At 58.1% G+C, this 11,639-nt stretch carries 10 protein-coding genes and 1 tRNA gene; 4 read left to right on the top strand and 7 right to left on the bottom strand.

Translation table 11 applies throughout. The features are described 5' to 3' along the window. The first annotated feature begins 468 nt into the window (after positions 1-468). A complete protein-coding gene (locus QZ869_RS11455; RefSeq protein WP_296104681.1) occupies positions 469-1,332 on the top strand; it encodes a putative phage abortive infection protein in 864 nt (287 codons plus the stop codon). Positions 1,333-1,450: 118 nt separating this feature from the next. Here the strand turns inward: QZ869_RS11455 and QZ869_RS11450 are convergent, their stop codons facing one another. The 4 genes from QZ869_RS11450 to QZ869_RS11435 form a co-directional block, all read right to left on the bottom strand. Further along, positions 1,451-1,630, bottom strand: a complete 180-nt coding sequence (locus QZ869_RS11450) for a hypothetical protein (protein WP_296104678.1) — start codon at positions 1,628-1,630, stop codon at positions 1,451-1,453. 626 nt (positions 1,631-2,256) lie between these two features. After that, the gene (locus QZ869_RS11445; RefSeq protein WP_296104675.1) at positions 2,257-4,422 is read right to left on the bottom strand and encodes a DEAD/DEAH box helicase; all 2,166 of its coding nucleotides are present in this window, start codon (positions 4,420-4,422) and stop codon (positions 2,257-2,259) included. 1 nt (position 4,423) lies between these two features. Continuing rightward, a complete protein-coding gene (locus QZ869_RS11440; RefSeq protein ID WP_296104674.1) occupies positions 4,424-6,055 on the bottom strand; it encodes a Hachiman antiphage defense system protein HamA in 1,632 nt (543 codons plus the stop codon). A gap of 581 nt (positions 6,056-6,636) precedes the next feature. Beyond that, complete coding sequence (locus QZ869_RS11435; protein WP_296104673.1) at positions 6,637-7,164, bottom strand: hypothetical protein; 528 nt, start codon at positions 7,162-7,164, stop codon at positions 6,637-6,639. Positions 7,165-7,378: 214 nt separating this feature from the next. Between QZ869_RS11435 and QZ869_RS11430 the strand changes: the two genes are divergently transcribed. Further along, positions 7,379-7,747, top strand: a complete 369-nt coding sequence (locus QZ869_RS11430) for a hypothetical protein (protein ID WP_296104671.1) — start codon at positions 7,379-7,381, stop codon at positions 7,745-7,747. Between the two features lie 15 nt (positions 7,748-7,762). Here the strand turns inward: QZ869_RS11430 and QZ869_RS11425 are convergent, their stop codons facing one another. Both QZ869_RS11425 and QZ869_RS11420 read right to left on the bottom strand, forming a co-directional pair. Continuing rightward, complete coding sequence (locus QZ869_RS11425; protein ID WP_296104670.1) at positions 7,763-9,628, bottom strand: AAA family ATPase; 1,866 nt, start codon at positions 9,626-9,628, stop codon at positions 7,763-7,765. Next, entirely contained in the window at positions 9,625-9,933 is a 309-nt protein-coding gene (locus QZ869_RS11420; protein ID WP_296104668.1) for a DUF6634 family protein, read from the bottom strand. The genes QZ869_RS11425 and QZ869_RS11420 overlap by 4 nt, the downstream gene beginning before the upstream one ends. A gap of 1,017 nt (positions 9,934-10,950) precedes the next feature. Between QZ869_RS11420 and QZ869_RS11415 the strand changes: the two genes are divergently transcribed. Both QZ869_RS11415 and QZ869_RS21790 read left to right on the top strand, forming a co-directional pair. Beyond that, positions 10,951-11,133 carry a hypothetical protein gene (locus QZ869_RS11415; RefSeq protein WP_296104665.1) on the top strand — a complete coding sequence of 61 codons (183 nt, stop codon included), beginning with the start codon at positions 10,951-10,953 and terminating at the stop codon, positions 11,131-11,133. Next, positions 11,105-11,314: a helix-turn-helix transcriptional regulator gene (locus QZ869_RS21790; RefSeq protein WP_367115330.1), complete on the top strand. Its 210-nt coding sequence runs from the start codon at positions 11,105-11,107 to the stop codon at positions 11,312-11,314. Before QZ869_RS11415 ends, QZ869_RS21790 begins: the two co-directional genes overlap by 29 nt. Positions 11,315-11,514: 200 nt before the next feature. Here the strand turns inward: QZ869_RS21790 and QZ869_RS11410 are convergent. Further along, positions 11,515-11,591, bottom strand: a tRNA-Met gene (locus QZ869_RS11410). Positions 11,592-11,639 lie beyond the last annotated feature (48 nt).

Below are 11,639 nucleotides of genomic sequence, written 5' to 3'. Positions count from 1 at the left end.
ATCTAGCGGTCATCACGTTGCTCTCCTCTCTTTCATTCGGGCGACGGCCTGACGGCTAACGCCCGCGGAAGCGCACCAGTCCTCCCGGCTTACGTCAACAACCTCCCTGGCAAGCCCTTAGTGCGAATATGATTTCCAATGTCGGCCGGGGAAATCGCCAAGAGAGAATCCGATAGTTCGCCTTTTGTCGACGATTAAAAATACGTCGCCAACAATTGGATGGTCTTTCACAGCGCTCCGGTGCGACGAAAGCTAGTCGTCCGGATCTTCCGCGCCGGGCATAGCTCCCTGCCAACCTCTGGAGGCAATCTTGCTTTTAGCGTCTTCGTCCGGTCGGCGCCGCATTCGCCCGAGACGGGTTCGGGTAAAGTTTCTGTTGACGACGGCCGCCTCGCGATCGGATCCCCTTCCCTCGCAGCGAACTGTTGACAATGATCGAATCGTGCACGGTGCCTCCTGGAGATTTTCATGACGAAGCTGACCATAGTCGTCGCCATTGTGGCGTCGGTCATTTTGTTCGGCTTCTGGCTCGTCTGGGGTTGGATTTCGATCGACGTAGCTTTTTGGTCGATGGACACGGGAGCTACGATTCAGGATGCCGCCGCATGGGGCGACACTTTCGGACCGTACAGTGCACTGACCGGGGCGGTGGGCTTTGCCGTGGTAGTGGCGACTTTTGTCCAGCAAGCGGCAGTCATCAGGCGACAACAGATCGACTTTCACAAGCAAAGATTCGAGACGACATACTTTGAGCTTCTTGGAATGTTGCGGGCCGCCCGGTCTGAAGTCCGCTTCCGCCAGAGCGACGAGTACAGAATGTATAAATCCACGACGTCTAAGAGCAAAGCGCTACAGGGCGCGGCGGCATTTCGCGCAGCAATGTCCGAGTTCCGATACTGGCTGGGAGCCCTGGAGCGGGAAGCGAGGCAAGATCGCAGAAAGGTGGCGGAGCTTTACGTGGTTAAGGTTCACCGGCCCTACGAATCCACCTTTGGCCCTTATTTCCGGTTGCTCTATACGATCCTTTGGCGCCTTCGGCAGGACACGACCCTCACTTTCGAGGAGAAGCGCAGATACGCGAACCTGCTGCGCGGGCATCTCACATCGTTCGAGGTGGGGTTAGCGGGCTTCAACGGGCTTATGGCGCATGCCAAGGACTTCGATGCCCTTGTAATTGAGTTCCGGCTACTCAAGTACTATCCGACAGGCCTCGTGCGTTCGACGCTCGAATTGCTCTATCCACCCGAAGCGTTCCTAGCCAGGGATCAGGTCTCTGCCGATGACCTATTGGATAGCGATCCGTTGGACATAGGAGAGCCTAAGTTTGCTTGAGTGAAGCGGGAGGCTGCAGCCCACTGCTAGCAGTGTGTGCCACTGGCGACGGCAGGATGTCGATCGATAACAACATCCGGGAACGCGACATCAGACAAAATGAATGAACCACCCGGCCTCATGACTGAGGTCTCCTTAGTTCTTCTATCTTCGAGAGGTCGACCTGTATGAAGCCGGCGCAGATCTCGCGCGCGGCAGCCTCACCAGCCCCGCGCTTGCGGCCGCTGGCGACGACCTTCGCACCCTCGGCGACGTTCAGCTTCGCGGTACCATATCTTATGCCGTCGCTGCCGCCCATAACGACGGGATCTTGTTCTCAAGTTCACCCCCCATTCACCGTCAGTGCGGCCGCCTTCGCGACTCGGTGAACAGGATGAAAACACGGACCCTTTGGATTAGATGGCCGCCCTACACATGATTTATATAGTGGCGTCGTCAACGCGGCCGCCCCTCTCACGAGACGGCGCGCGCTCCTACTCCATCCGAAGAATAAGCTTGCCCTCGCGTTCCGCATGCGTGACCGCGGATGCGATTTCATCCAGTCCGTAGATCGCCGCCAGTGCCAGAGACAACCTGCGAGGTGCTCGCCCTATGAATGCGCACCATAGCTCTACAAGTTGTGGAAGCCTCTCACAACGGGATCAGTATCCGAGATCGATCAGCGCGACGCCGTTGTCGACCTTCGTCGGGCACGTCTTGAGTGCCACGGGGGCACGCCGGATTTTATATCGAAGCGTCCGGCGTGACCTGGACATTTGACGACTAGGCGTCCACGTCGCAGTCTTTTCGCGATCTTCTTAACGTTTCCAACTTCGACTTCTGCCGCAGATCGCTCCCATGCTTCAAGGACGCGATGACGAAGCACCTGGACCTCCTCCCACAGAACTGTGAGATCGTAGCCTTCAATGGCCTTCGCCGCGTGGCTCATTCGCCGATCAACTCGGGGCCACGGCGCCTGCGCCTCATCGATGACCGTATTTCTTCGAGCATATCGCGCTCGAACTCGAGAAGTTGAGCGGTCTGCAGGTCGGGCCCCGCAATGTAGTCCAGCGCGGCATCAAGCGTGGTGAAATCGCCGGACCCGAACTTTCGGGCAGTTTCTGGGGCGACGCCGTATTCATCCAGCGCGTACAGTCCCGCTGGCAGGAAGAGGTTCTCGCACATGCCGGCGAAAAGTCCGTAGTTGCCTGGCTTCAGCCCTGCTTTTGCAAAAACGTCGGCCTGTATGTGTGAGATCGCCATGAGGTGCCTGGGGAAGGTGTAGGAAACGTACTTTCTCATAAAGCGGAGAGCGAGTTCGACCCCGTCGCTTATCGTCGCCTCGGCGCGGCGGTGTGAAACGAAGTTATCGACAACTTCGCGATACCGCCGCGACATTTGGATTCTATTCAGTTCGGCTTTCAGAGCCATGCCCGAGAAGATGCCATATCCCTTTAGCGTGTTTGTGTCGAAGTAGTTGAATATGAATTCGCAGACCCCGAGGAGCTGCTCTGGCCGTGGCATGCCCGACCAGCCGAGCATGTCGTGGTAGAGGTGCAGGTCACGCGTGATGAGCCTATAGAGGGCTTCCTGACGTTCGATCGGAACGTGACGATTGAGCCTCAACGTTTCTGGAGAGAGCGGGCTGGCTTCTCGTACTTCCCTGACCCGCTCAAGAGAGACCTCCGTCAAATCCTTGTCGTCCAGATCCAGCAAAAGCGACATCGGCGCGTCCGGGCGCTGCGTTCCGACCGCGATGTCGACGGTAAACCGGTCCTCAGGCGGAGGCTCCTCCAACACGAAGACCTTGCCGACGAAGTAGCGCCTCATTCTGCCAGCCCGCCCAGCGATGTTGCGGAATGTGAAGTGATCGATGGACGAGGTATTTAACCTCTTGTCGAAAAGAATGACGTTCTCGGCAACGGTGTTGACACCTTCGATCATCGTCGATGTGCAGATCAGCACGTTGAGAAGTCCGTTCTCGAAGGCGCGGAGAACGTACTGCTGCAGTGCCCGTGGGATATTGCCGTGATGTATCCCTATGCCGTGTTTTAAGGCGGTAGTGACGATCCAGTCCGTCGGATATTCGAACATCAACCATTCGACGGCGGCGTCCAGTTCGGCGGTAGGCTTATAAATCGCGGCGTCGAGAAGCACGTTCGCGGCTGTCTGGGCGCTATGCGGCGACTGGCAATAGACGATCGTGGGCGAACGGAGATCCGTGCAAAGCTCGACGAGCTTTTCCTCTCGCTGTCCGCCGTGTCTCGGCAGGCGATACTGCACGATGTCGAGTGCGACTGTCGAAAACAGCGAGGGCACAAAAAGATACTCGTACGAAGACGCTAGACCGGCGACGCCGTCCACATGCGGGCCAATGAGGTAGAACTGCGCGCCCGTCGAAGCGAGCTTGTGAAAACAGAGGTTGAGATCCACAGACCGCTCGTTGTCGTCGTCACCTCGTAGGTCTAGCTTATAGAATTCATCAATGACGAAGAACGTGACCTGGCCTAGATCGGTCCGTGATAGAGCTCTTTCCTGCGTCAGGATGAAGATCGTCTCGCGTTCGGGCGACGTAGTTTGCGTCGGATGCGTGACAACATCGTATTGATCGCCGAACTGGAGGGCTATGCGACGTCGCGTTTCATCTATGAGCGCGATCGTAGGAACGATGATAACTAGATGATGATGCTTTCCGGTAGCGATGACGGCGTCGACGATCGCGCTTTTACCCACGCTGGTGGTGGCGCTGAGCACCACATTGCGGCCAGCTACCAGTTCTCTAAAGATTTGGAGCTGAAGCGTGTGGAACACCCTCTTGTCACCGCCGATGGGCATGCGATGAGCCTCGAGGAGAAGCTGGTCCTCCAGACTTTGGGCACGCCTGTCGATCACATAAGGTAGCAGGCCGACAGACCGCACCAGTCCATCGAGAACATGGGAGAGCCCGTTTGGAAACCTCTCGCGCCTGTCCAGGCACCGAATAACGAGTTCCCGTCCGTCGTCGTGGGTCGCGCGGGCATTCACCAGCCTGCTTATCGCCGAGAGAAGCTTTCCCGCTTCTTCGCCGTCGAAGTCCCCTCGTAGCCTCTCGCGTAACTCGTCCCTGTTCAAATCAGACCCTCCTCAGCCGCACCTTGAACTCCTCCAACAGCGTGGCTGCGCCCTGCACCGGCACGAGGAAGACATGGATTCGCACCTTGTTCAAGGCCTCCGAAAACTGGCCCTTGATCAAGCGGTATTTATCCTCCACTTCAGCTTGAAGCCGCGCCACGTAGTCGTCGGCGAACCCCTCAGCCAGCACAACGCTGTCGTAGGCCACGAGGACCGGCAAGTTTAAAACCTTTATCAGGTCGTCGATCTTCGAGTGCCGTTCAAATATGCGATCGATGTTGGTGGGCCTAAGGTGTTGAGGCTCGCGGAACTGAAAGATAATTTCTCGCTCTTTCTTAAGAAAACTCCGATCGAGCGTCGTCCCGAGTGCGGTCACGACCGCGCTGATGACACTCGCGAAATCTCGGGTAGCAGTAATATGGGACTGACCGAGCCAAAGCTCATCGCCGGACGGATTGGAAACGATGTGAGCGTTCATTTCGTCTGCGTGGCTCCCACTCACGCTGAAGATCTTGCATGTAAGCGGCTCGCTCTCTTTGTAGTGCCGAAGAATAGCGTGCAGGAGCAATTGAGCGAGGAGCGCCTCTTCGTCTAAGCGGCTTCTGTCGAAAGATTCAAGTGCCCTGTGGATCTGTCTCCTTGTCTCCAGCCTGGGAGTCTGCGCAAGGACCCGCGCAGAGAGCGAGACCTCTGGAAGCCAGTCGATGAGGTATTCGCAGAGGTCGTCCTTCCTCCAAGCGCCACCGTCGAACTCGGCATCGTAGGAAGCCATCGAGTGGGCCGGCACCTCCTCGTTGATACGATGCAGCTCGGTGAAAAAGCTAGGCGTAGCGAACTGGTACACCTTCACGAATGACTGGTTCCGCTGCCTGATGGACACCACCTTTTCCTTCCACCAGGAACTTATGTCGCTTTTGGTGATGACCTTGGCCGTGGGGTTCAGCGCTCGTGAGGCGTCACCTGCAGCCGCGGCCATACCGACGAGTTCGTCATAGATCTGCGCTGCAGCCGAAACTAGCAGACACTCGCCGTCAGCCTCAGCTAGACGGAGCAACGCATTTACGTTTTCGAGCCGGAGGGCTTGTATTCCCCCGCCGACCGTCTCCCATAGCGTACGGTGAACCCACTCATCCACGGTCGTGCCTTGAGGCGAGACGGCACCTGCAAGCCGCTTGGCAATCCTTGGCGCGAGCCCTCCAAGGGCGTGTGCCTCATTGCTGTCGAAGCGCTTTTCCCGTGATATTTTGAGGGGAGCGAGTTCATGCCGAATCTCACGAACGCTGATGAATCGGAACATCGAGGGGCCAGGAAAGGCTTCCGATCCGAGCGAGCGTTCGACTAACGACGTGCCCGCCGCGCCGGCCGGCGTTCGCTGGCAGATTTCTCCAAGCGACCATTTGCTGTCACTGTCGGTCGTCTTGACCTGAACGTACTCATTGCTCCGATGGGTGCCATCGTCCCAACGCAGGGCGATATCGTCTCCAGTTTCGCACTCCACCTGCGCGAGATTTTCCGCATGCAGAAGCTGGAGTAAAAACCGGGCTGCGACATGGTCCTGGAATCGAAAGCCCCGGCGCCCTGCTACGCCGCCAGCATCCGAAGCGTTGGGCCCGATCAACGGGGGAAGAGGCATTTGCGAATCTTATAATGCAACTTTTCGACCCAAATACTCTAGCGAAAATTGCGAGGCGCACAACCGGCTCCTTCAGCGCGAGCGGTCGCTGCGAAGCATTAGCGCCGCCATCATCGCTCCACCGCTCGAGCGGCGGAGTGAAGGGGCATTCCACATCGTTGTATCTGGAACAATCGGCGCGTCGGCGTCCCTGCCGACCGGCAGCCACAGCCCCGCGGTCATCCCTTGCCCTGATTTCGGACCGAAAGACGCACATACTCGCCGGCAACAAGTGCAGTGCGCCGCCCTGTTAAAATAGACCTGGGCTCGGCGGCAATAGTGATTTTCCCGCCATCCTGCACGGCATCGTGGGCGTGAAAACGCGAGTGAGGAGCGGCTTTCAAGCTGATTTGAGTCCGTCCGCATGTTGAGCAGCTTCGGCGCGAGCTGCGTTTTGATCACTACCTCACGCCCGATCAGCTCCGTGATCCCGCCTACAAGCCCGCCGACGTCCACCGAGCCAAGCTGAGCTTCTGGCGGCGGCGACTTCCATCAAACGCTCCAGTTTTGGGACATTTACCGAGCAAGTGATCATACTCATGTCAGTTAGCCAAGCCGGAAGGATGTGCTGTCATCAGAGTCAGCACCTCGTGTACGTTACGAAAGGTGCGCTTCTGCCACTCGTATCGCTTTCCGAACGGAACCCCTGGCACAAGATGGCTGTCCGGCCGCTCACGCCCCCAGTCAGTCTCCTTTTTTCCGGTCTTTGTCGAGGTGACTTCCAAGATGCGTTCTGCGGGCAGCCAACCGAAGTAGACGAAGAAATCTTCGGAGCGATCGACATCACCTGTGTCGAGCAGAAGCCTCGTGCGGGGCGAGAGATTTTCTCGCGCCCACTCGCTCCATTTTCGAAGCAGCTTGTTCTCCGGAACGTCGACAGTCAGCCTGAACTCGGACTTGTCGACCCTGCAGCCTTCCAGTCCATGGCCCTCAGGAGTCTCCGATGTCGTCAGCCAGACGCCGACCTTCCCCCTGAAGGCGCCAATGTCGGTGACCACGTCGCCTACTGTCAGGCCAAATTTGGAGATTCCGTGAAGATGGGCGGCAGATGTGAAGTGGTAGAGGATCAAAACCTTGTCTCCTGGTGATTTCTGTAGACAGCGTGGCGCCGCAAGAACCGGGCGTCAATCGACTTTGCGAAGATTTCGCCGATGCGGGTTTAGGTGAAGTGGTTGCCAGGATTCGCCTCCGCCGCTCTCAGATTTACCGCCGATTTTCGCGGTCGCGGATTGACGCCTCCATCGGGTTCTCGGACCATCGAGAACCGACACACGAGGAAACCACATGAACGCAGCAAAACGATTTCATCCCGGCACGCTTGCCGCCCTTCATGAAGTCTGCGAGCGAAGGGCCGACCTGATAGAGGAGCTTGGACTAGCACGCTCGCTCCCAAGGATTCGATTAGGCTCGCTGATCGACATACTCACCATCGGTTCGTTCGACGACTGCTGCTGCGGTCCCGTGAGCGCGAGGGCGCAGGAACGCATTGTCGGCTGGCCGTCGTACAGGCTGCGTGACAACGTAAAGAAAGAACTTCGGAGGCGACTGAGTTCGGACGCCCTTTATCGGAACGCAGTCGAGGATGCGTTCGAGAAAGGTTTCGACTTGGTGAACGGGAGAGCGACGCTCGACGAAACGTGGAGCCGTGAATGATGGTGGCGACGGCGATTACGCGGTCTGCTCGCCACGTTGAACCGACCTGCCCCGCTCGTCGATGGTGATCCTTCTTCTTTCCAGCAACTCGGACGTCAACTCCAGCAATTTTCCGCGCTCTTGCTGAAGCAGCGCTTTGACGTTGTCCCACTCCGCCACTAGGATGGCGTCAATCTCGTTCGAGATCGCACCGACGGGCCGAAAGTTACGCTCGACAACCTTCCTCTCCGCGTACAGGCGCGGAACCTTACCCATGCCCCACGAAGCGACCATCAGCGCCGCCGTGTTCGTTGCGGTTTGAAGATCCGAGCCCTCGCCGCCGCCGGCTCCTGTGCTTTTGGTGCCTAGTTCGAGCTCTTCGGCGGCGAGACCTGCCAGAGCTATCCGAATCTGTGCCCGAAGGATTTCCTCGGTCAGGACAACGGAATCCCTCATGTCGTATTTCGCATGCCCACCTGACTGTAGGCCTCGGTCTTCGATGGCGGCGTCGAAAAGTTCGATGGTTACCGCCCTGATGAAATCGCAATCGAGAGCAGTCACGGCGTGCCCGCATTCGTGAAGGGCGAGCCGGCGAAGCTCTGCTTCGGACAAATGGGTCCTCGATGGCATGCCCGCTTCGACGTCGCGGTCGTCGACGTCCCGCCCGACCGCACGCGCGGAGCGCTTGATCGCGCGACCGATCCTTTCGAGATCAGCCGGAGTAAAGTCAGGAAGTTGATCGGTCCAGCGTCTGAGACGGCCAGCGTCGAATCCTTTGAGGTGGTAGGATAGGATATCGGCCCGCTCCTGCGGCGTCGGCAAGTCGATCGAAATGTGACGCTCGAAGCGACCCGATCGAAGGATCGCCGGCTCGATGTCGTCGATACGGTTGGTGGCCGCTAGCAGAACGACGCCAGGCACCACGCGGCTCGTGAGCTCGAGAAACGTGTTTACGACCTGAGTTTCATAGTACGCATGCTGGCTCGGATGGGCACGGTTCCCGATTGAGTCCAGTTCATCGATAAAAAGCAGAGCCCCGCCGCGCGTTTTCGAAGCCTTCTCGAAGTCGAGGCGCATCGCCTTCAACATGTCGCCGAGGTACCCGCCGCCGGCCGACTGCCACTGGCCGGCCGAAGTCGCGATGAACTGAAGGTCCAGCTCCGCAGCCAGCGCTCCGGCGCACATCGTCTTTCCTACGCCGGGCGGACCAATCAGCAGTGCGGCGCGGTCGATATTGAACCACTCAAGTTCTCCCCTCTTCCAAGCTGCCAGATCCCGAGAAAGGTCCGACGCCCAAGATCGCACCGCCCCGAATCCTGGCAGTTCGCCCAGGCGGGGTACTAGGGACGATGAGCTTGAGGAGGGCGCATCCAGCATCGACCGGTCGAGAGAATCCCGACAGAGCAGAGCGTCGATCATGTCCCAGTTCTGATTGGCAAGCAGCCTCGCCGTTTCGTTGGCGATCATCTTCCTGCCAGTCAGTTTCCGTACCGCGTTGATCTGTCGAGGCGTTGGATTGTCGACATATAGAATCTCGTCCGCCGCAATCCTCACCTTATCGGGAAGCACGTCGAAACTGTCGGTGACCACGATCGTCTGAGCCGAGTACCGGAGGATGTCGAGCTCTACATTCTTTTTGGAACCCGTCTCGATGCTGACGACTTGATGCCGGGAAGTTTCGGCATTGAAAAACGCCTGGCGCTGTCCAGAAAGAAGAAGTTCTCCTGCGCGGTGAAACCGGCTAACCCAACCCTTGTCCACGATCACGACAAGAATGCCGGGCACATCGCCACGAAATTGCACCGTACCGCGAAGGCTTCGTCGAAGGACAAAGTAGCTGAGCATAACGCCCGGCCTTCTCCGAAGCTCCTTGAAGGCGCCTGCCGCGATCCGATGCTTCATCGCGCGTCGGCCTTACGATCCCAGCCGAGCCTGTACCAGGAATCTGCTGTGCGAGCAAAAGATTCACCGTCGTCCACGAGCAGGGTGATGAACTCGCTCGTGTGAACCTCGTGGCCGTCCGGATAGCGCGGGTGCCCCTCGATCGACCCCTTGAGGCAGCTTACGATGGTGAACGTGTGCAGCCAGTCGTTCAGCACCGGAACGGAGATGAGGTCAGGTGCGGTGATGCTCCCAGCCTGCAGCCGCTCTAAATCTGCCACGAGCTTTTTTAGGGTGGATATTCGACGAGCAAGAGTCGGTTGCATGATTCGCTGCGCTCCAAGGTTTAGACTTCGGCGAAGGAAGCTTCGTGGGCCCCTCGGCTTCAGAGAGAGGCGACGGGCCTTCAGACGCCACGCTTATCGGGTCCTTGACTGCCCCCGCAGTCCGACTGTGGCACGCGGCGCACAACCGTCATTTGCCCCCTGAGTCGCCGAAGTGGGTATCCAGATAGCTCCCGCCGGCCTACTGGGTCGCGAGCGGTCCGAATACGAGTAAAGTGAGGAGCGTCTACTGAGGCAGGTAAGGGGAGCCTTGATCCTTGCGGGCGGCGACGAACATCCTATGGCGGACTCAGTATCAGCCGAGGACAACACGTGCCTCCCGTGGATTCGATCATTCACGCAGGCGCGTGACGGGTGAGGATTGCTCAGCAAGGAAGGTTTCTCCTGTGACAAAGGGATCCTAGCCGACCGCACGGGACGCGCCAGGATTCAACCGTTGGATGCCCTGTATGCGAACGGCATATCTGCCCCGTTTTGCGGTCCTGCGCACGCCATCCGGCGCTCGATTTCGCGTGCATTTGCACGGCGTCCGCCAAAAGGACTCGACAGCTTCCGCTGTGATAAAAAGTTTCCGCTTTTCCCTCGGCGTGAAAAGCTTTAGAGACGATTACAGTGACATTATGATGCGTACGTGATCACCACGCTCACTATACGAACAATATGTTACGTCGCTGGAACTGTCAACATCTTTTGCTCGCATGCGCGCTGAGCCGTGGACGCAACGTACGGACGAAGCGGCTGGGCCGCCGAGGAATGGATTCGCGATGTGATATTTTTTTCTACATAGAACGGCTTTTTGTCAACAATTAGCCCGCATACGCCATTGTCAAGAGAAAATATGCCGATCGACTCGACATTTCACAGTTTTTGTGCAATAAGTTCGGCATGCATCGATGCTGCTCATCGGAGACGGAACCGGCAATGCCAAGGGGCCGACTGCGGAGCTTTGCCTCGGGCATAGGACGTACCCCAGCTAACTCAAAACCAAGGGATTTGCGCATGGCATGTCTTTCTAACTTAGCAGAAATCCGCAACCTGCCGAAGCCATCGGCAGAGGGGCTGCAGCGGATCGAGCTCACACAGGCCTCTCTCCGTTACGGTCGCATCGTCTACGGGTGGACTCACGAGATCGAGCAATGGCTTCCCTGCACGAATGGAGGCGCTAATGACAACGACTGCTAACTCCACGCCGGGATCTGCGGCATTCTCCACCTTCAGAGATGTTTGCCGGCTGACGACGCTGTCGCGGCGGACCGTCTACCGCTACCTTGCCAGGAAGATCTTTCCGGAACCGCGGAGACTGCCTGGAGGGAAGCTAATCTGGCGTACGCAGGAGGTCCAGGATTGGATGGACCGGCTTTGAGATCGCCGTTGGTCGCTGTGACAGGGGCAGGCCGTGCAGACGGCACGGACGCGTTTACGATGCGGGAGGCCAATGGGCCTCCCGCACGCGCGAGGCCTGAGATCCACGCGCGCTGCCCAAAATGCTGCCCAATCGGCTGCCACGTGGAAGGCGACGTAGCGTCTTCCACGGCCGAGAACGTATTAAGTGTTTGGAAAGTTTGGTTGCGGGGGCAGGATTTGAACCTGCGGCCTTCAGGTTATGAGCCTGACGAGCTACCGGGCTGCTCCACCCCGCGTTAACTGGTAATGTGGTGGGCTGGAAGACGTTCTTCCGGTTGGTTTTG

Source organism: uncultured Agrobacterium sp. (assembly GCF_913777885.1).
Classification (GTDB): domain Bacteria; phylum Pseudomonadota; class Alphaproteobacteria; order Rhizobiales; family Rhizobiaceae; genus Agrobacterium.
This window is presented reverse-complemented; position numbering and strand designations above follow the sequence as displayed.

Excerpts from the sequence above, each read along its gene's own strand:
- QZ869_RS11455 (WP_296104681.1), top strand. The coding sequence starts at position 469 with ATGACGAAGCTGACCATAGTCGTCGCCATTGTGGCGTCGGTCATTTTG.
- QZ869_RS11450 (WP_296104678.1), bottom strand. The coding sequence starts at position 1,630 with ATGGGCGGCAGCGACGGCATAAGATATGGTACCGCGAAGCTGAACGTC.
- QZ869_RS11440 (WP_296104674.1), bottom strand. The coding sequence starts at position 6,055 with ATGCCTCTTCCCCCGTTGATCGGGCCCAACGCTTCGGATGCTGGCGGC.
- QZ869_RS11430 (WP_296104671.1), top strand. The coding sequence starts at position 7,379 with ATGAACGCAGCAAAACGATTTCATCCCGGCACGCTTGCCGCCCTTCAT.
- QZ869_RS11425 (WP_296104670.1), bottom strand. The coding sequence starts at position 9,628 with ATGAAGCATCGGATCGCGGCAGGCGCCTTCAAGGAGCTTCGGAGAAGG.
- QZ869_RS11420 (WP_296104668.1), bottom strand. The coding sequence starts at position 9,933 with ATGCAACCGACTCTTGCTCGTCGAATATCCACCCTAAAAAAGCTCGTG.
- QZ869_RS11415 (WP_296104665.1), top strand. The coding sequence starts at position 10,951 with ATGGCATGTCTTTCTAACTTAGCAGAAATCCGCAACCTGCCGAAGCCA.
- QZ869_RS21790 (WP_367115330.1), top strand. The coding sequence starts at position 11,105 with ATGGAGGCGCTAATGACAACGACTGCTAACTCCACGCCGGGATCTGCG.